Origin of the sequence: Pseudomonas sp. FR229a, assembly GCF_030209115.1 — a bacterium.
In the GTDB taxonomy this organism is placed as follows: Bacteria; Pseudomonadota; Gammaproteobacteria; order Pseudomonadales; family Pseudomonadaceae; genus Aquipseudomonas; species Aquipseudomonas moraviensis_A.
Map to the genome: position 1 here is coordinate 1 of NZ_JARVSP010000038.1, position 18915 is coordinate 18915.

At 59.1% G+C, this 18915-nt stretch carries 15 protein-coding genes and 2 pseudogenes; 9 read left to right on the forward strand and 8 right to left on the reverse strand.

Translation table 11 applies throughout. From position 1 onward, the window contains the following. The 3 genes from QRN33_RS25620 to QRN33_RS25630 all read left to right on the forward strand — a co-directional run. The coding region (locus QRN33_RS25620) for a type VI secretion system Vgr family protein (RefSeq protein WP_285410867.1) at nt 1–884 on the forward strand (884 nt) is incomplete at its 5' end. Beyond that, nucleotides 881–1714, forward strand: a complete 834-nt coding sequence (locus QRN33_RS25625) for a DUF4123 domain-containing protein (protein ID WP_252874297.1) — start codon at nt 881–883, stop codon at nt 1712–1714. The genes QRN33_RS25620 and QRN33_RS25625, both read left to right, overlap by 4 nt. Before the next feature lie 19 nt (nt 1715–1733). Continuing rightward, nucleotides 1734–4238: a LysM peptidoglycan-binding domain-containing protein gene (locus QRN33_RS25630; RefSeq protein WP_285410869.1), complete on the forward strand. Its 2505-nt coding sequence runs from the start codon at nt 1734–1736 to the stop codon at nt 4236–4238. A 34-nt stretch (nt 4239–4272) separates the two neighbouring features. Here the strand turns inward: QRN33_RS25630 and QRN33_RS25635 are convergent, their stop codons facing one another. Beyond that, nucleotides 4273–5388, reverse strand: coding sequence for a formylglycine-generating enzyme family protein (locus QRN33_RS25635; protein WP_252874296.1), 1116 nt, complete (start codon nt 5386–5388; stop codon nt 4273–4275). A gap of 23 nt (nt 5389–5411) precedes the next feature. On the opposite strand from QRN33_RS25635, the pseudogene QRN33_RS26800 reads away from it, so the two are divergent. The 3 genes and pseudogenes from QRN33_RS26800 to QRN33_RS25645 all read left to right on the forward strand — a co-directional run. Further along, nucleotides 5412–5540: pseudogene (locus QRN33_RS26800) on the forward strand (hypothetical protein); the annotation flags it as partial. Between the two features lie 11 nt (nt 5541–5551). Then, nucleotides 5552–5886: pseudogene (locus QRN33_RS26805) on the forward strand (hypothetical protein); the annotation flags it as partial. 273 nt (nt 5887–6159) lie between these two features. Further along, nucleotides 6160–6987, forward strand: a complete 828-nt coding sequence (locus tag QRN33_RS25645; RefSeq protein WP_064363983.1) for a glycosyltransferase family 2 protein — start codon at nt 6160–6162, stop codon at nt 6985–6987. A 319-nt stretch (nt 6988–7306) separates the two neighbouring features. Here the strand turns inward: QRN33_RS25645 and QRN33_RS25650 are convergent, their stop codons facing one another. The 6 genes from QRN33_RS25650 to QRN33_RS25675 all read right to left on the reverse strand — a co-directional run bounded on the left by QRN33_RS25650 (nt 7307) and on the right by QRN33_RS25675 (nt 13257). After that, the gene (locus QRN33_RS25650; RefSeq protein ID WP_042609510.1) at nt 7307–7891 is read right to left on the reverse strand and encodes a hypothetical protein; all 585 of its coding nucleotides are present in this window, start codon (nt 7889–7891) and stop codon (nt 7307–7309) included. An 86-nt stretch (nt 7892–7977) separates the two neighbouring features. Next, a complete protein-coding gene (locus tag QRN33_RS25655; protein ID WP_042609509.1) occupies nt 7978–8178 on the reverse strand; it encodes a hypothetical protein in 201 nt (66 codons plus the stop codon). Nucleotides 8179–8189: 11 nt separating this feature from the next. Continuing rightward, nucleotides 8190–8432 (reverse strand): hypothetical protein, encoded by a 243-nt coding sequence (locus tag QRN33_RS25660; RefSeq protein ID WP_285410870.1) that lies wholly within the window; start codon nt 8430–8432, stop codon nt 8190–8192. A 646-nt stretch (nt 8433–9078) separates the two neighbouring features. After that, nucleotides 9079–10146 (reverse strand): lipocalin-like domain-containing protein, encoded by a 1068-nt coding sequence (locus QRN33_RS25665; protein WP_285410871.1) that lies wholly within the window; start codon nt 10144–10146, stop codon nt 9079–9081. Next, nucleotides 10136–12604, reverse strand: coding sequence for an FtsX-like permease family protein (locus tag QRN33_RS25670; RefSeq protein ID WP_502945036.1), 2469 nt, complete (start codon nt 12602–12604; stop codon nt 10136–10138). Before QRN33_RS25670 ends, QRN33_RS25665 begins: the two co-directional genes overlap by 11 nt. Further along, nucleotides 12604–13257: an ABC transporter ATP-binding protein gene (locus QRN33_RS25675; protein ID WP_042609505.1), complete on the reverse strand. Its 654-nt coding sequence runs from the start codon at nt 13255–13257 to the stop codon at nt 12604–12606. Before QRN33_RS25675 ends, QRN33_RS25670 begins: the two co-directional genes overlap by 1 nt. A gap of 138 nt (nt 13258–13395) precedes the next feature. On the opposite strand from QRN33_RS25675, the gene QRN33_RS25680 reads away from it, so the two are divergent. After that, nucleotides 13396–15369, forward strand: a complete 1974-nt coding sequence (locus tag QRN33_RS25680; RefSeq protein WP_285410872.1) for an alkyl/aryl-sulfatase — start codon at nt 13396–13398, stop codon at nt 15367–15369. A 565-nt stretch (nt 15370–15934) separates the two neighbouring features. Here the strand turns inward: QRN33_RS25680 and QRN33_RS25685 are convergent. Further along, on the reverse strand, nt 15935–16774 hold the full coding sequence (locus QRN33_RS25685) for an AraC family transcriptional regulator (RefSeq protein ID WP_502945037.1): 840 nt from the start codon (nt 16772–16774) through the stop codon (nt 15935–15937). A gap of 109 nt (nt 16775–16883) precedes the next feature. Between QRN33_RS25685 and QRN33_RS25690 the strand changes: the two genes are divergently transcribed. Together QRN33_RS25690 and QRN33_RS25695 are read left to right on the forward strand one after the other, a co-directional pair. After that, nucleotides 16884–17804: a LysR family transcriptional regulator gene (locus tag QRN33_RS25690; protein WP_285410876.1), complete on the forward strand. Its 921-nt coding sequence runs from the start codon at nt 16884–16886 to the stop codon at nt 17802–17804. A 19-nt stretch (nt 17805–17823) separates the two neighbouring features. Beyond that, complete coding sequence (locus QRN33_RS25695) at nt 17824–18843, forward strand: AraC family transcriptional regulator (protein WP_285410877.1); 1020 nt, start codon at nt 17824–17826, stop codon at nt 18841–18843. The last annotated feature ends 72 nt before the right edge of the window (nt 18844–18915 follow it).

The following is an 18915-nucleotide window of genomic DNA, read 5'->3' on the forward strand; positions in this document are numbered from 1 at the left end:
ACTGGGATCGCGAAGGTCAGGCCGACGACAAGACCAGCTGCTGGCTGCGCGTCTCCAGCGCCTGGGCCGGCGCCCAGTACGGCGGCATCGCCATCCCGCGTATCGGCATGGAAGTGCTGGTCACGTTCCTTGAAGGCGACCCCGACCAGCCCTTGATCAGCGGCTGCCTGTACCACAAGGAAAACACCGTTCCCTATCCACTGCCGGCGAACAAGACCCGCAGCACCTTCAAGACCCTGAGCTCCATGGGTGGTGGCGGTTACAACGAACTGCGCATTGAAGACAAGAAAGGTCAGGAACAGATATACCTGCACGCCCAGCGCGACTGGGACGAAAACATCGAGCACGACCAGAAGATCCGCGTCGGCAACGAACGCCACGACACCGTCGAACAGAACAGCTACAGCGAATTCAAGGCCGAAGAACACCACACCGTCTACGCCGACCGCAAAGTCGAAACCCGCGCCAACGACCACCTCACCGTCGGCGTGAATCAGCACATCAAGATCGGCACCGGCCAGTTCATCGACGCAGGCCAGGAAATCCACCTGAGCAGTGGCATGAAAGTGGTCATGGAAGCCGGCGCCGAACTCACGCTGGTGGGTGGTGGCAGCTTTATCAAGATCGACGCTGGCGGCGTAACGATGAGCGGCCCGGTGATCAACATGAACTCCGGAGGCAGCCCGGGAAGCGGGACTGGTGCGGCGCCGTTGATGCCGGGACCTTTGAAACAGGCAGATGCAGATAAGGCTGGGCAGGTAGTGAAACCTTCACTCGGTTCGTTCAAGGCTCAATCGAAGGCGGGCGTCTTGTTGCCAACTCCGTCATGTCATCTGGATGCGAGCGGTCATTGCCCGATCCACCAACACGGTGCGTCGGCATGATTAACTCCATCGAATCGCCGTTCAAACAGTTCACGACGACAGGCGCGATGTGTCTGATTCTGGACAGAAGCTTTGACGCGGATCTGCTCAGTCACTTGTTCCAGAGTGACGAACAGTACCGCCCCAGCTGCCTTCCACTGTTCACCAACACCCCCTACGCAGACTTGCAGTCAGCAGGTCCATACGTCGTCCTGTATCCGCAGAGGCAGACAGTTGCTCCCTACGTCAATACGTTGCTGGAGCAGTCTGATGCAGGTTGCGTCGCCTGGTTAAGCGACTCCGCTTTGCTGGATCAGGGCGTGGAACACTGGCGCAGCTTGCTGACCGTGCGCACCGATGAAGAACCGCAACAGATGATGCGTTTCTTCGATCCGCGCTGGCTCGAACCGTTGCTGCTTGCACTCGACGAGAACGAAAGAGCGCAGTTCATGGGGCCGTTCAGCGCGCTGGCATGGCGTAACGAGATTGGCTGGCGCTTCTACGCAAAACCTCCTCACACCCCGCCGACGGCCAAACAGCCACCGGCATGGCTATACGTGGGCGAAGAACGTCAGGCATTGATCGAACAGGGCCGGCTCAGAGTCATCGCCACGCGCTTCGCGGACGATTACCGCGAGGTTCTGCCGACGGATGACAGCGTCGAGTTCGTTCATCGCCAGTTACTGGCCGCAAAAGATACGGGATACGAGCAGATGGCCGATCAGGAGCGCTGGCTTCGCGTAGCGATCCAGCGTGGCGACCGATTCTGGAAGCAGCCGCCCGCCACCGAGCTGCTCGCGCGTGACGACATAGCGCTCGGCGACAAGCTGACTCAACTGGAAAGCCTGTGAATCACAAGGACGATGAGCAATGAGCACCACCTACACCGTTAAGAGCGGCGACACTCTTGGCAGCATTGCCGCCGCCAACAAATGCTCCGTGGCCGATCTACGAGCGCTGAATCCGATCATCACCGACCCCAACCACATCAAGCCTGGATGGGCGCTGCAATTGCCGGCAGCCAAGGTTTTGCCGCCGCCGAAACACGCCGAGAACAAGAGCACCACAGCCGTCAAAGGCGCAGTCGAATGCAAGGATGAACTGGTCGACGTCATCCACATCACCGGCGACGAGCACTTTTACGTGCTGACGGAAAAAGAGTCTAAAGAGCTGCAGAAGCAATCCGACCTCGTCAAAAAGCTCATGGACGAGCTGCACCAGAATCTCGCCAAGGCGACCGAAGCCAGGCTGTGCGCCAAGACCAAAGATCCGCAAGCCAGTTGCACCTGCACACGCTGCGTCAAGAATGCCTGGAACGCCAAGGCTGAAGAAGCCGGGCTGCTGCAGCGCTCACCTCCGGTTGTGGCAAAACCGAAAGCTGTCATCGAGCGCAAGGAAGACCTGCAAGGCCAATTGGCGACGGTGCAGAAGGCCCGCGATTGGTATCAGCGTTACACGCCCCAGCCGGCTTTTGAAGGCAGCTATCTGGAAATCAACTGGGAAGGCTTGCGCGCGAAAAAAGTCGCTGAACTGAACGCCGAGATCCAATCGCTGCGCACCCGCATCGCCGCGCAAGGCAAAGCCGAAGCCGGCGACAGCTCCACCAGTGCCAACGGTGCGGCACCGGATCTCAAGCACGGCAAAGGCAAAGGTACCGAGACGCAGAAAGGCAAGCAGGTCAAAACCGGCATTACCGTCGTCGAGTACATATCCTTCAGCGACCCGACCCGGCGCCACTACATTCCAGTGCGCACCCGAGAAGAATTCACCTGGCGGGTTAAAGTGCCGACCACCGTGATGCGTGGCAAACCACTGGATAAAAATCTGGCCAAGGATTTGCTAAAGGACATTCGCACTGCTGTCAGCGATGGCCGTAAAACCAGCCCGCTGGGCAGCCTCGAGGCCAAGTTCACCTCTTGGACTAGCAAGGACGACAACCTGCTCAACGCCCTGCATAAAGAATGCTCGTGGACATCCAACGAAGCCGACTCGGCCAAATACGCCGTATCGGCCGAAGCCCACGCCTTCCGCTTCGCCGCCACGGCCAGCGCCGGGATCAACAGCTGGGAGCCCGGCAAAGGCAACGTCGAAGTCGGCGTCAAAGCCAGCGCCGCCATCTCGCTGGCTGAAGGCTCGATTGCGCTTAAAAGTTACTTTCCCGATCAGGGCGGTTACGTGGTGCGCATGCCCTACCGCAACGCCGAAGGCAAAGAAGTCGTCAGCGACATCGGCATCTTCCGCCTCGACGGCAAGGTCGAGCTATCGTGTTTCGCTGGCGCGACGGCCCAAGGCCAAGCTGGCGTCAAAGCCCAATACAAACCCAAGGAAGTAGAAGCCTCCGGGGCAACAGCGCTGCTAAGCCCGCCCGACATGGCCGTCGACAAAAAACGCGGTGGCAGCCTGGGACTGAAAGGCAACGCCTTTGCCGGCGTGCAAGGCGGCGGCACCGTCACCGGCACGTTGAAGTGGCTTGATTCGACCAAACAAGGGGTCGGCAAGATCGTCGCAGGACAGGCGAACGACAGCGGCAGCACAGACTGGTCCGGCCTGGTCGAGATCAAGGCTGAAGGAAACGCGGCGCTGGGTATTGGGGCTAGTTTTGATTTTGGGATTGAGATCACCAATAACCGTTTAGCAATAAATTGCAAAGCGAGTCTGGTTTTCGGACCTGGCGCAGGAGGTGGTTTCGGTACAGCAGTCGACCTCGAGAAGATCGGTGACTTGATCTACGTCTTCTGCAATGCTCTATCAAAAGCAGATTTCCATTACCAGCTAGCAGTAACTAAAGAAGCTTTTCAATACATGGCGGCAGGCCTGTTTAAAATCGCAACAAACCCAGGACAGTCTGTGAGTGAGGCATTTGAAGGTGGTTTCATCAAGATGTCGTTGTGGTGGAAAAGGCGCGAAGCCACAAAACAAGAGGCCCAACGCCTTGCCAAATATTTACTGAGCAATCAATCGATTAACATCAACAAAAAAATCATACCCTTGCATATGCTACCACCCGAGACAATTGGCCCCATGCTTCACTTATTAACTGAAAGTTTTGTAGAGTCATGGGCTGAGGATCAAGAAAAAGCAATCGTCCTTCTTCTTTCGCATTTACGCAGCTGGAAGCATTTCACTGAAGTATTGGAACATTGCTCTAAGGATGGCAGCAAAGTTAACGCCATGGACAGCCTGAACCGCTTAAACTCTCTGCTAGATGGCGCAGAGCAACAACAATTTAACCGTTTCATCGGAACATTGGCGGTGAATATTGATTCAGCGACGCAAGCTTATGGAACAATTGCATGGATGCCCGGTTTAGCTTGGCGCAAAGAGCGAACTCTTATGGCAGCTAGGCGTAGTAACCATTTCGACGGTCTGGCTTGAACAAAGGCGCCTGTAGCGCCTTTGTCCTTTATTATCATCTAAGCGGTTCGCCCGTTTGGACCGCACAACGGAATCCAGTTCCAGGATAGTAGGCGTCCTGGTCTGGATTATCGGGCCAGCGTCGTACAATCGGTGCAGCTGATAAAGGCGCCTCAGGATAATTGGAACCCCGTCTTACTTTTTCTGTTCCGGTACTTGGCCCTTGCGGATCATCAACGGGAGATTTTTTATAATAATCTCTATCGTACCAATCATTTACCCAGTCCGTCGCATTCCCGGACAAGTTAAAAATACCCAGAGGGGTTGGTGGAAATCGATCTACCGCAAATGTCCCACCTTCCCCTTCTAAGGGAAAGTTTTTACCAAAATTCAGACTTCCGTTGCTCGTCGGAAAAAGTATATGCAATCCGCGATTGCGTGCGGAGAACTCCCACTGGGCTTCAGTCGGAAGATCTACTGGGTAACCACTCAAATCGCCCACCCACTTACAAAAATCCTTCGCCTCTTGCCAGTGCTTCGTCGGTGCTGGCAGGTTGGGAGTGTACATGCTCTTTAAATCCGCTCTCTCGCGATATTCGGCGTCGAACAGTTCCCTGCCTTGCGTAGAAAAAAATACATCAAATTCGCCAATAGTCGTTTGATATTTAGAAATATAATACGAACTCAATTTAACCGGATGCACAAAGTCATCATTACCGTCACGGCTGATATTACAAAGCTGCTCCGGATCCTGCCCGCAAGGCCAGGTACAAACATCTTTTTCGTCGTATTCACAAATCCAGCCGAAGTCTCCCATATCAAACTGGCCACCTTCGACAAAGACCATGTTGTCAATCGACTGAACTACGGTATTGAGAACCTTGTCACGAAGCTCAGCCGAGAGATCGGGATATTTCGTTTTCACGGTAGCTGCGATGGCGGCCACCTTCTCGGGCGACAAGGTTTTGCTAGTCGGCAGCGAACCCGATTCAGCCTCACAGCCGACCAAGAGCATCAAGGCAGGAAGGGCAAGCACAAACTGACGTAACACAGGCAATATCCTTATTAGGTGCGTCTGAAGGACAAACATACCATCGCCCGGTAAGACTACAAAATTGCGAAGCCGTGATACCCATGTCTGCCCACTTCTGCCGATGACTTTTTTGGTCAACAGGTATTCCTCGAGCTGACCGACACCCGAAAGCCAGGTGGAATAACCTTTGGCTGCTCACCGAAGTGTTTCATGAAGGCAAACGGCCTCGGGAGCTCAACGTGTCGGCGACCAGCGACTCCACCGCGCAGAAAGATGATTCCCAGCAGGGCTAGCGCAACCACTTCCAGGCCACGTCGTGGACGTGCCGAACCGCCCGATCCTACGACGCTACGCCTACGACGCCAACGGCAATCTCGCCGGCATCGACGACAGCCGCAAAGGCAATCGCAGCTTTCACTACGATCCACTGGATCGCCTGATCAGCGTACGCGGCGCTATGCCAGAAAGCTTCGCCCATGACCCCGCAGGCAACCTGCTCAGCCAAAATGAACTGCCTGCGGCGAACCTCGCCACGTCAAAGGCAATCGCCTGCTGATGCAAGGCGATCGCCATAACGATTACGACGCCTATGGCAGCCTGATCCCGCACCGTTCAACCGTAGGAGTGAGCCTGCTCGCGATAGCGGGGTAACAGTCGGCGATGATGCGACTGAAAAGACGCCTTCGCGAGCAGGCTCGCTCCCACAGGTTTTGCGGATGACCGGAGTTCTGGGCACACGACAAAACCAATTGGTCGCAGCATGTATCGGAAAGCAATGTCGGATCTGAATAACCCCGCGTGATTTGATCAACCAATCTGATCCGCAAATTAAGCTTCACCTAAGCTTCCCCCGCTAGCATCCCGGCCCATGTACCCCGTCGTCTTGAGCCGTGGATGAGTCCCTCCGACATGAAAGCCTTCGATCTACCCTCCCAGCCGCAATCCAACTTCAGCCTCGTGCTGGTCAATTACAAAACCCCGGATATCACCCGCATGTGCCTGGAGCTGTTGCGCGAGCATGTTCAGGCGCAGGGCATTCCAGTGTGGGTGGTGGATAACGATTCGGCGGATGCCAGCCTTGATTACTTGCGTTCGCTGGACTGGATCAATCTGATCGAGCGGCCGTCGCCGGGCAAGGAAGCGGGGCATATTGCCCATGGCAAGGCGCTGGATCTGGCCTTGGCTAAAGTTGAGACCGACTACTTGTTTCTGCTGCACACCGACACCTTTGTCTACGACATGGAAGTGTTCGCGATGATGATGCGCGAGTGCACGAAAAGTGCAGACATGGCGGCGGTCGGTTGTGTGGAGCAACTTGATCGTGGGTTATTGCGAGATACCTGGCGGTTGACTTCGAGATTCTGCAAACACCATGTTCGCCGGCTCAAAGTTCATTTCGGGCTGCGTTCGAAACCGCCACGCCCGTATAAAGAAACGCATCTTAAAAGTTTCTGTACGCTGTGGAATGTGCGTTTGATGAAGTCGCAAGGATTACACTTCTGTATGGATGATCGGGTGCCGGGTTATACACTGCAGGATCGAATGATCGAGTTGGGCTATGGCGTCAGGTTTCTCTCGCCACGGACGATTTTCCGCTATCTGGATCACATCCAGGCCGGCACCGTCGCGGCGGCAGGCACGTATGGCAAGGACCATCGCCGCACGAAGATGTATCAGGCAACGCTCAAGCGCTTACGGGGGCAGCGAGACAAGTCTGGCATGCAGGCTTCGGCTTGAGTCCAGGCAACAAAAAGGGCGACTTCAAAGTCGCCCTTTTTTGTTCTTAACTTTTGTATACAACTACCGTCGTTGGAGTTCGCCCAGTGTTACGGCCTGGCAATCCATGCACCGGTAAAGAGCCCTGACACTGGGCGAACGCCGAGGATTTTAATTCAATCCTGTGAATATGTCGTCAGGTAGAAATATGAAATTTTTGTACTGAAAAGTTAAAGACCGTCCTTTCCGATATTTCCCCAGAATTGTCCGACAGAAACTTTTATATGATTGCTCTCATACATAAAGTTGTACAAGAGCAATAAAGTTGTAGAGCTAATGCTCAACTATCGTGTTGACTGGTCACTTTCAGGATATCGGTGTAAGTGACAATTACGCTCTGCCCTACTTTCAGATCTTTCAACCTGGCCTGAATCTCCGGCTTCTTCACATCGAGCGTCTTCGATTGTCCGGATGGATTCTCGAGGGTGACCTGGTGGGTCTTCAAATCGATTTTGCTGATTTTCAGCTGCACCTGAACCTGGCGATAGGCCTCGCCGCCAGGGTTGTCGCTACCCGGGGCCTTGCGCAGTTCGCCGGTGCGTTCGGTGGTGCCTGGCAGACCTTTATCCACATCCGTGTCGAGATAAGCGGCAACTGAACGCTGCACTTCGATCTTCACCAGATCGCCGACCTTGAGATTGGCAAGGTTTTTCGCTTTCTCGCTGAGCTGCACATGGACCTGACGGCCCTCGCGGCCTTCCAGCACAACCTGGTGGTTGGCCGGGTCGACGGCGAGCACCTTAGTGGTAACGGAATCGGCCTCAACGGTGGCAGACAATGGGATATCGGCAGCCATAGCGCCGAAGCTGGAGACCGAAAGGAGGGTTGCGAGGGTGATGGCCTTGGCCAGAGCGTCGAGCTTCATATGCATTACTTTCCCTGTGATGAAGTAGCGACGCCCGCTGCCGAATCGACTTCAGCGGCGGGCGTGCCAGTGAGCATAGACGCTGGTCAGGGCTTGACTTGGGTTTGTGGCCCGCGAGTGTGTGGCTTGGCGGTCTCCTGGGCGGTGGATTCGCCGCTCGCTGTACCTTTGCCGCTGTCCTGCCGCTGCTTGGGATCGGTCGGGCGCAGTGCGTCATTGTCGCGTTCGGTTTCGCCGGCCGGGCGTGGCTCATCGGGATTGTCGTTTTGGTTGACGGTTGTATTCACGGCAGTGTTCCTCAGGATTCAGGATCGTCGAGTTCGCGGGCGACGTTGACCTCGGGTGAGTGTTTGTGCAGATCTTCGGCTTTGGCGCGCAGCAACCGCCATTGCTCAAGATCGATCGCCCCTTGGCCGAGCAGGTCATCGGCGGTGCGCTGCAGATCGAAATAGTGAGCGTCAGGCGATTGCTGCCAAAGGGTCTGATCGTCGAACAGGCGCTGCCAGGTTTCGAGGTCTGGGAGTTGCAGGTCGTCGCTCATGGTTAAGTCCGAAAATGGCGGGTTTCTGGTAGAGCGGTGGGCGCCGGTGAGAGTTCCAGTCAGTTCGCTCAGCGGTGAAGGCACGGACGCCATCGCTGGCAAGCCAGCTCCTACAGGGATTGGGTAACTCTGCTATTCATCGGTGTCTTTGAGATAGCTATCGCGAGCAGGCTCACTCCTACAAGAGCAAGAGCAAGAGCAAGAGCAAGAGCAAAAGATCGCAGCCTTCGGCAGCTCCTACATGATGAGCGTTCGCCCTTGGGCCGAGTGTCAGCTCGCCTGCTTTTGATCTTGATCCACCGGCGACGTCGGAAGGCTGAGCGGAGGGATTGATCCGGGCGTGGGAGCGCAGCGACCGTACGACGCAGTCGTACACAGCGAGTGTAGGTGCAGCGAAGCAAACCGGAGACGCTGCGCCCGGATCGATCCCGCAGCGAAGGAACCCGAGCCTGCGAGGGCCGAACGCAGGAGCAAGCCTTTTGGGTTACCTTTTTGGCGTTTGAAAAAGGTGACCCGCCGTAAGGGCGGAACCCTGAGCCGCCGTTACCGCAGCAACGGATATGTACTCGGTCAACCAGAACAAATCATCGCTCGACAAAAAGCCTTCGCGAGCAGGCTCGCTCCCACAATGAGACAGCGTCTGCCGTTAATACCCGGTCATTTCCAGATAGCCCTGGCCAGGATGGCTGCCATTGATCTTCACCGGCCCTTCCCAGTACGGGATACGCAAATCCATCCACGCATTGCGGTTGATCGCGTCAACGCTGATATCGAGCTTCTTGTCAGGAATACGGATCGACCATTTCACCGGCATCGGCCGATCAGCCACCTTGGCCGTGTCCTGCGGCACAAGACTGATCTGCTCGCTGCGCAACGTCTGAATCTGCCCGTCAGCGGCGATCCACGTGCCGGTCAGATAAGGCGCGCCGTCCTTCTGCCGCATGCGATAAAGCATCACGTGTTCGCCGCTGTCCAGGTGCAGGGAGAACCAGTCCCAGCCAGTCTGGTTGGCAGTCAGCGGTTGACTGCTCCACTCGCGATCAAGCCATGCCGGGCCACTGACGGTGTAAGTCTGGCCGTCGATCTGCAGCGTGCCGCTGGCCTGGAAAAAAGGTTGGCTGTAGTAGTACGAGGCTTGGCCTTCTTCGGATTTCTGGCTGAAGCCGCTGTCGCCCTGCAGCACCAGCGGGCGGCTGGAGGTGAGGCGCAGCTGATACGCGAAATTTTTATCGCGGGCGCTGAGCTGCATATCGCTCAGCGGGTCCTGGGCTTGACTGGCAAAGATCCAGTCATCGATCCACGCCTCGAACGGCGCCAGCCGCACCCCGGCCTGCCCTACTCCGCCGCGGGCGTAGCGCTCGGCGGCGTGATGAACCGAACGCGAGGTGACCGCCGCATGACCAAGCCAGATCGTCTGATTGCCCCACCCGGCCTGCTCGGCGAGCGGTTTCAGGGCGCTGCGAAACAGCGTCCATTGCACGCCGAAATCATTGCCCTGCTGATCCTTGAGATTAGCGGTGACGTACCACCACTCGATGCGGAAACCATCATGCGCGCCGTGATCGGCAGGGAAACTGAACACCCGACCGGGCACCACCGGGGTGAACGATTGCGCCTGATCGCCCATGCCGGCGAAGCCTTTCTCCTCGGGCGCGGGCTGATCGCAACCACCGAGCAGCAACACGAGCATCAGCACGACGCCGTTAATCCTCATGGGCAAACGTCCTCAGCAAATCCGCCGGTTGCGTGCGATACAGCGAATACAGCGGCCATGCCGAGGCCAGTAAAGTCGCGAGCAACGCCAGGCCCATCAGTTGCACAAGCTGCGACGGGAACACCCGCAACGGCAGTCGCCAGCCGAACGCCTGCACATTGATTACCGCATCCAGGCACCACGCCAGCGCGATACCCAGCGGTAATGCCAGCAACAAAGTCAGTATCGCCAACAGCCAGGTCTGACCGAGGTTGAGCAGCATCAGTTGTTTACGTGTCACGCCCAATGCCCACAGCGGTGCAAGTTGACTGAGCCGACTCTGGCTCTGGGTCAGCAGACTGATGAACAGCGCCACGCCAGCCACGGCCAACGTCAGGCTGTTCAACGCCGCCGTCGCGGCAAAGGTGCGTTCGAAGACTTGCACCGACCAGCCCTTGAGCCGCGCCTGATCGATGATGCGGTTGTCATCCAGCTCAAAGCGCGCCTGCAAGGCGTTGAGCAGCGCCGGAATCTGCGCTGGATCGATACGCAAGTTGAAGCGGTTCGGGGTGAGCTGCGGCCAGCCTCGCAGCAGGTGATCGCTGCTGATCAGCACATGCCCTTTCGGATTGCCATAGTCAGCGTAGATGCCGACGATGCGCGGCGACCACGTGCCGTTTGGCGTGGGGATGCGCAGATGCTCGCCCACTTTGAGTTTCAGGCGTCGCGCCAGTTGTTCGCTGAGCATCACTGCATCATCCGTGGCCAGTTTTCCCCACGGATCTCCGCCACTGCTGTCGAGCAGCGGCCAGTGCTGGCGATAGTGCGGGTGGTCGATGATGCCGTAGACATCGGCCGGCCAGCCTTGCAGCGTCACCGAAACCTGCCAGTTGGGCAGCACAGCGGTCACGTTGGGCTGCTGCTTGAGCCAACTGTGCATCTCGCGGGCCTGCGCCGGGTTGGCCGGGTTGATGTACAACTCGGCGCTCAGGCGTTGTTCGAGCCAGTCGTTGAAGGTCTGGCGAAAACCGGCGGTCATGCTGCCGGCGCCGATATTGGCGGCGAGCGCCAACAGCAGCGCCATCAGCGCCAGACTCAGGGCTGGCAGTTGCTGGCGGCAGTCGGCGAGAAACCACTGGCCGAGCACCGACCGACTACGCCCGAGCAACGGGTTCAACAACGCGCTGAGCAGCACCGGCAAGGCCAGCGCGGCACCGAGCAACAGCCCGGCCATGAGCACGAAACCGCTGCTCAGGCTGTCACCCCAGATCAGCGCGGCCAGCGCAATCGCCAGCAGCGCTGTCGCCAGCCAACCCTGCCGACGCAACCAGCGCGAATACTGTTGATGCCAGGCCTGCGGATCAGCCACCGCCAGCAACGGCAGACGCGCCGCCCGCAGCAGACTGTTGGCCCCGGCCAGCAACGCGCCGAACAGGCTCAAACCGATGCCGCTGAACCACCACCAGGGGCTCAAACGCAACTGTCCCGCCACCTCCGCGCCGTACAATCCGCGCAGACTGGCGGCGACGTCCGGCAGCAGCACGCTGGCCAGCCAATAGCCGCTGATCACACCGAGCAGCCCACCGATCAGTGCCAGCCCGCCCAGTTCAACCACCAGACACGCGATCAGCGTTCGCGCACTGACACCACAGGCGCGCAATGTGCGCAGCAGGCCTCGGCGCTGTTCCAGAGCGAGGCCGATGGCGGCGTGGACGATGAACAAACCGACTAGAAACGACAGAAATCCCAAGGCATCGAGATTGAGGTGAAAGCTTTCGGTCAGCCGCGCCAGATTGTTTTCTTCACCGCTGCTTTTGAGCTGCAAGCGATCGCTGAAACTGGCCGGTAAATCTTGATGAAAGTCCTTGGGCAACAGAAGCCGCGACAATTGCTCGGGTTGTTCGAGCAGGCTTTGCGCGACGCCGATGTCGACCAGCAACAGGCCCGGGGCCATGTCTTTCTGTGCGAGCAGCGGCGGCAGCTGATGACCGCTGACGGTTTGCGGCCTCTCACCCTCGCGCAAGCCGAGCATTTGCAGGGTGTCCGGAGAAATCCAGGTGCTGCCCGGCGGACTGAAGAATTCGACGATCCGCTCGATCGGCATCGCCTGCCCGGCCACTGCGGAGTCTGTCGGCAGCGACACCGGCTCGATGCCCATCACCTGAATGCGTTGGTCTTCGTGGCCTTTGAGTGTCAGCCGGCCCTGCAGCACCGGCGACACCGGCCAGCCCTGACGGCGCAGCTCGATGAACCAGCGCTGGGGAAACGGCGCACCGTTCGGCGTGCTCAGGCTGGCTTGCGGTTCGCCGCCGATCATCTGGCTGGCCCGCGCATAGCTGTCGCGCGCCTGGCTGTTCAGCGCCTCGACGCCGGTGAGCAGGCTGGTGGCCAGCCACAACCCGGTCAGCACACTGAAAAACTGCACGGGATGGCGCCGCCAGTGGCTGAGCAGCGCGCGCAGGGTTTGCCGCCAGATCATCAGGCAACCCGCCCGTTGGACAACACCACGCGCTGGGCCAATCGTGCCGCAACGCGCTGGCTGTGAGTGACCATCAGCAGCGTCGTCGGTGTGTCATCGAGCAGTTCGAGCAACAGCCGCAGCACTTCATCGCTGGTCGCTTCATCGAGGCTGCCGGTGGGTTCATCGGCCAAGAGCAATTTCGGCTGTGAAGCCAATGCCCGGCCCAGCGCCACCCGTTGCTGCTGGCCGCCGGAAAGTTGCTCGGGGTACCGCGAGAGCAGATCGCCCAGACCCAGACGCTGCACCAGATGCGCCTGCCAGCGCGGCTCATGGCGCCCGGCCAGGCGCGCCTGAAAGGCCAGATTGTCTTCCACGCGCAAACTGCCGATCAGGTTGAACTGCTGAAATACCAGACCGATTTCCGTGCGGCGCCAATTGGCCAGTTGCGCTTCGCTCATGGCTTCCAGGCGATGTTCGCCGCTGCGGATGCTGCCGCTGTCGACCTTGTCCAGCCCCGCCACCAGATGCAGCAGCGTGCTTTTGCCACTGCCCGATTCGCCCATCAGCGCCAGGCTGCCACCGGCCGCCAGCGTCAGGTCGACGCCTTGCAGTACCGGCAACACGCCTTGTGGCGTTGCATAGCTTTTGAAAACGTCGCGAACCTCAAGCATGGGCAAACCCGATCAGTGAACCTGGACCTAGGATAGCGGCCCTGAATGTTTTTTGTCCGCTGATGATCATCGCCAACCTTGCGCCGCGTCCTACGCTGCCGGTTGTTCGGCCATAACGATAAAAAACCGGAGACACCCATGCCCCGTTTCACTTTGAGCCCGCGCGGCCTGCTGACCTGCCTGATCACCGCTTGCCTGAGTCAGTCGCTGCTCGCCGCTGACAGCCCGGTTGCGCCCAGCGCGCAAACCGCCGCGAGCAACGCTGCTGTCCTGAACACCCTGCCGTTCAGCGACCGCACCGATTTCGAATCCGTCAGCAAAGGTTTGATCGCACCGTTCAAGGGCCAGATCAAGGATGCCGCCGGCAAAGTCATCTGGAACGTCAACGCCTATGACTTCCTCGCTGAGGACAAGGCACCGGAATCGGTCAATCCGAGCCTGTGGCGACTGGCCCGGCTCAATGCCCACGCCGGTCTGTTCGAGGTCAGCCCCAAGCTGTATCAAGTGCGCGGCCTCGACCTGGCCAACATGACCATCATCGAAGGTGACGAAGGGCTGATTATTATCGATCCGCTGACCATCGCCGAAACCGCCAGGGCTGCGCTGGATCTGTACTACGCCAACCGACCGCGCAAACCAGTCGTTGCGGTGATCTACAGTCACACTCATGTCGACCACTTCGGCGGGGTGCGCGGGGTGATCGATGAGGCCGACGTCAAGGCCGGCAAGGTCAAGGTTTATGCGCCGGTCGGTTTCATGGAACACGTGATGAGCGAGAACGTCATGGCCGGCAATGCCATGAGCCGCCGCGCGCAGTACCAGTTCGGCAGTCTGTTGCCGCGCAGTGAAAAAGGTCAGGTCGACGCTGGCCTTGGCAAGAGCGCGCCCAGCGGTGGCACGGTCACGCTGATCGCGCCCACCGAGCTGATCGCCGAGCCGCTGGAAACTCGCACCATCGCTGGCCTGCAAGTTGAATTTCAACTGACCCCGGGCACCGAAGCGCCGGCGGAGATGAACCTGTATCTCCCCGAGTTGAAAGCCTTGTGCATGGCCGAAAACGCCACGCAGATGATGCACAACATCCTCACCCCGCGCGGCGCGCAAGTACGCGATGCCAAAGCCTGGTCGCAATACCTCGATGACAGCCTGGCGCGCTACGGTGACAAAGCCGACGTGCTGTTCGCTCAGCACAACTGGCCGACCTGGGGCGGCGAGCGAATTCGAACTCTGCTTGCCGATCAGCGCGACATGTACGCCTTCATCAACGACCGCACCCTGCATTTGCTCAACCAGGGCCTGACGCCGCTGGAAATCGCCGAGGCGATCAAGAAACTGCCCGGCTCGCTCGATCAGAAGTGGTACACCCGCGGCTACTACGGCTCGCTGAGTTTCAACACCCGCGCGGTGTATCAGCGCTACATGGGTTTCTACGACGGCAACCCGGCCAACCTCAATCCGCTGCCGCCGGTGGAGGCAGCCAGACGTTCGGTCCAGGCCATGGGCGGTGCCACGTCGGTGCTGGAGAAAATGCGCAGTGCGATGGCCAGCGCGGACTACCGTTGGGCCGCGCAGTTGGGCAATCAGCTGCTGTTCGCTGACCCGGACAACGCGGATGCACGCAAGGCTCAGGCCGAGACTCTGGAGCAGCTGGGTTATCAAAGCGAGAACGCCACCTGGCGCAACATGTACCTGACCGGGGCGATGGAACTGCGCGACGGCGTGCCGCCGCGATCAGCCAATTCCGTGTCGGCGGACATGGTGCGGGCGATGAGTCCGGAAATGTTCTTCGACTACCTCGCGGTACGCCTGGACAGCGACAAAGCCGTGGCCAATGACCTGACGCTGAACTGGACGTTCGACGATGTGCAAAGGGATTTCACCCTGACCTTGCGCAACGGCGTGCTGACTCACCGCGCCGGCCTGAATCCGGCGGCGGATGCCAGTGTCAGCCTCAGCCGCGATACGCTGGAAAAGATCAGCCTCAAGCAACTGGACTTCCCGACGGCGATGCAGAAGGGGCTGGTGAAGCTGCAGGGCAATGGTCAGAAATTCGGGCTGTTGATGGGCAGCCTGGATACATTCGGACCGCAGTTCAATATCGTCACGCCGTAAGTCAAAAGCCCCTCACCCTAGCCCTCTCCCGGAGGGAGAGGGGACCGACCGAGTTGCATGTACGAGCTACGCCGACGTGGGATAACGAGTTGATGCAATTTTGAATAACACGCAGATCGGCTCCCATGAGTCATAAGCCCCCTTCCCGGAGGGAGAGGACCGACCGAGTTGCATGTACGAGCTACGCCGACGTGGGATAACGAGTTGACGCAATTTTGAATAACACGCAGATCGGCTCCCATGAGTCATAAGCCCCCTCCCGGAGGGAGAGGGGACCGACCGAGTTGCATGTACGAGCTACGCCGACGTGGGATAACGAGTTGATGCAATTTTGAATAACACGCAGATCGGCTCCCATGAGTCATAAGCCCCCTTCCCGGAGGGAGAGGACCGACCGAGTTGCATGGACGAGGTACGCCGACTTGGGATACCGAGTTGAATTCAATTTTGAATAACACGCAAATCGGCTCCCTTTCCCCCTCGCCCCCTTTGGGGGAGAGGGCTGGGGTGAGGGGGGAAATCTTGCTGACACCCTCAATGACGATCAAACACCTCGATCCTGCGTTCAACAGACCTGCCCAGTGTTCAGCCGAAACTGCTTCGGCGTAGTCCCGAACTGTTTGCGGAACGCGCGGATAAAGTTGCTGGGCTGCCGATAGCCCAGCCGTTCGGCTATGCGCTCGATCGGCTGATCGCCCGCCGTCAGCCAGTGGCGCGCCATTGTCAGATTGTCCTCACGCGCAGGCGCGAAAATTTGAGCGTGCCAGTGGCGCAGCATGTTCTGGTGAAGAAAGGGATTGGCGCCAAGCAAGGCTTGGTCGAGACTGGATCGCGGCAAGGTCAGGCACAAATGCTCGCCCTGCTCCACCGCAACACCACTTTCACGCAGCCAGCTTCCGGCCCTTTGCGCAGGATGCAGGCTTACATTCACAAACAAATCTCCCGGCGCCCTGCCCGACCGCCGGGCAATATTGCGCACCAGCGTCACGGCCGCCGCGTCCAGAGCGAAATGATGGAGCGGCCCCTGCAGCGAACGCAGGCGCAAATGAGCAACGTCGCCTGCCTCGACCAACTCCACCGCGACGTAGTTGATCACCCGTGGCAAGCAGTCGATGAAGCACTTCAGACTGGCGCGCAAGGTCGCCGCCGAGTCGAGGAGAATATTCAGTCCCTGCAGGCAATCGGTCGCCATCCCGTCGGCCAGTTCACAGCCGAACGTCGGCGCCACCCCCGCCCACTCACACTCACGCCACACCTGTTCAACCGATCGTGCGGCGATCAATTGATGCGCCCCAGCGAGCACTGACGGGCAAATCCCGGCGCGCGCCATCAAGTGTTGCGGGCACAGTCCGGACTGCCGAGCATGAGCGAGAATCGTGCGGACAAAAGCGCTGGAAGCGAACACAGGCTGGGACATGAAGGCGTGCCATGGGAGAACAGGCGTGTACTTATGCCAGCGGACGTGCTATCGATCCAATGCATTAAAAGTATCCGCAAAATGCAGGAGACGCATGATGGACCTTCGCCAGCTTCGCCACTTGGTCGCCCTCGCAGACTGTCGCAATTTCGGCCGCGCCGCCGAGGCGATCAACTTGAGCCAACCGGCGCTCAGCCGCAGCATCCAGACGCTGGAGCGCGACCTTGATTGCGCGCTGGTCGAGCGCAGCAGCCGTGAATTCCGCCTGACCGGGCAAGGCGAACTGGTGCTGCAACATGCACGGCGCCTGCTCGCCGGCAGTCAGGCACTGCACAATGAATTGACGCAATACAACGGCCTCACCGGCGGCGAACTGCAATTCGGTTGCGGCCCGTATCCGGCGCAAGTGCTGGTGCCCGAAGCGCTGGCCGATTTCATTCAGGCGCATCCGGCGATTCGCACGCGCTTTCACCAAGGCGACTGGCAGCAACTGTCGCTGTGGTTGCGCGAACAGCAGATCGAGTTTTTCGTCGCGGACGCGCGGCACTTCGTTAGTGATCCGCAATATCAGGTGCACCAGTTGCGGAGGCGGCCGGGACGGTTTTTCTGTCGCGTCGGGCATCCCCTTTTCGCGCAGGCAGACCTGCGCTTGCGCGCCCTGCTCGATTACCCGATTGTCGGCACGCGCATTCCACCGATGATCCGCAAGGTGCTCGCCGATATCCTCGGTGAGTCCGACTTCACGCCGAGCGTGGAGTGTGCACAGTTCGACGCCATCCAGCGTGTGGTCCTGCGCTCTGATGCCGTGGGTCTGGCGACGCTTGAGGCCTTGCGCGAACAGCTCGACGAGGGCCTGATCGAGCTGCTCGATTTTGTCGACGTGCCACACAACGAGGCGGCGCTGCAATTGGGTTACGGCATTGTCAGCCGCGCCGGCTATACCCTGACGCCTGCCGCGCGGGCGATGATCGAGGCGATCCTTAGCGTCGATCAACGTTTGCTGACCGCCAATCAATGACCGCAAGAGCCTGCGCACGATGAGCAAATTCCCGCCGTTCGCCGCCAATGCCTTTTACGCGCCGACCCTGTTGCCGGCCATTGAAGAATTGCTCGCGCGCGGCATTACCCAAGCCGTAATCGAAGCAAAACTGCGCCGCAGCCTGTCGGATCTGCGCACGCCGTTCATGCGCATGCCGCTGCTGATGTCGCGGCGCTTCTGGTCGTTTGCCGTGGAGCAGAGCGGAGATCCTTCGATCGGTCTGGCGGCGGGTGAACGCGTCGTTTCGACCGCCACCAACGGTTTGACCTATCTGTTCGATGTCGCCGTGTCGCTGGAACGTGCCTGCGAGTTTTTCGCCGAGTATTTTGCGTTTTTCAACGGGCATTTGCGCATGGAGATCATGCGTGAACACCGTGGGGTCACGCTGCGTCTGCTCGAGACGGGCAGTCTCGGTGCTCCGGCAGCGCTGACCGATTACATCCTTGTCAGCCTGTGCAGCCTGATGCGGCGCAAGTTGCTGGCCAGCGGTTTGAAGGGTGACCCGGTGCTGGGTGTGGCGCTGGTGTCGGCAAGCCGCGAACAACACGAAACGGCGTTCCGCGCCCCGGTGAGCGCAGAGCAGTCATGCGCGGCGATTCAACTGGATCCGCAGCTGTTCGCAATGCCGTTGACGCCGGGCAATCCGGCGCTGGAAGCAACCTTGATCGATTTGCTGGAGCAGACCCGCCGTCACAGTGAGCCGACCTTGCTGGAACAGCTCAGCGATTACCTGATCGAGGATCTGGCGACGGCGCACTGGCAGCAATTCTGCGCAACGCAGCATGTGCTCGAGCGCACGGCGGCACGGCGCCTGAAGGCGTTGGGCTGGACCTTCAGCGAACTGCTTGACGAGTATCGCCACTACCGGGCCGAGGACCTGTTGCAGGCCGGGGCGTTGGAATTGGTGGAAGTGGCGGATCGGTTGGGTTACAGCGATGTGCAGGGATTCAACCGGGCGTGTCTGCGCTGGCTGGGCTGCGCGCCGGGCGTATATCGGGCGCGGTTCATCAAGGGTTGAGATTCTCGCTGGCTGTGCTGTTTTTGTTCGCGAGCAGGCTCGCTCCCATAGGGCTCGCTCCCACCTTGGAAT

Bases quoted from the DNA above. Each gene is read 5' to 3' on its own strand.
- QRN33_RS25660 (WP_285410870.1), bottom strand. From the start codon at position 8,432: ATGAGCGACGACCTGCAACTCCCAGACCTCGAAACCTGGCAGCGCCTG.
- QRN33_RS25695 (WP_285410877.1), top strand. From the start codon at position 17,824: ATGAGCAAATTCCCGCCGTTCGCCGCCAATGCCTTTTACGCGCCGACC.
- QRN33_RS25680 (WP_285410872.1), top strand. From the start codon at position 13,396: ATGCCCCGTTTCACTTTGAGCCCGCGCGGCCTGCTGACCTGCCTGATC.
- QRN33_RS25630 (WP_285410869.1), top strand. From the start codon at position 1,734: ATGAGCACCACCTACACCGTTAAGAGCGGCGACACTCTTGGCAGCATT.
- QRN33_RS25665 (WP_285410871.1), bottom strand. From the start codon at position 10,146: ATGAGGATTAACGGCGTCGTGCTGATGCTCGTGTTGCTGCTCGGTGGT.
- QRN33_RS25645 (WP_064363983.1), top strand. From the start codon at position 6,160: ATGAAAGCCTTCGATCTACCCTCCCAGCCGCAATCCAACTTCAGCCTC.
- QRN33_RS25675 (WP_042609505.1), bottom strand. From the start codon at position 13,257: ATGCTTGAGGTTCGCGACGTTTTCAAAAGCTATGCAACGCCACAAGGC.
- QRN33_RS25670 (WP_502945036.1), bottom strand. From the start codon at position 12,604: ATGATCTGGCGGCAAACCCTGCGCGCGCTGCTCAGCCACTGGCGGCGC.
- QRN33_RS25690 (WP_285410876.1), top strand. From the start codon at position 16,884: ATGGACCTTCGCCAGCTTCGCCACTTGGTCGCCCTCGCAGACTGTCGC.
- QRN33_RS25650 (WP_042609510.1), bottom strand. From the start codon at position 7,891: ATGAAGCTCGACGCTCTGGCCAAGGCCATCACCCTCGCAACCCTCCTT.
- QRN33_RS25625 (WP_252874297.1), top strand. From the start codon at position 881: ATGATTAACTCCATCGAATCGCCGTTCAAACAGTTCACGACGACAGGC.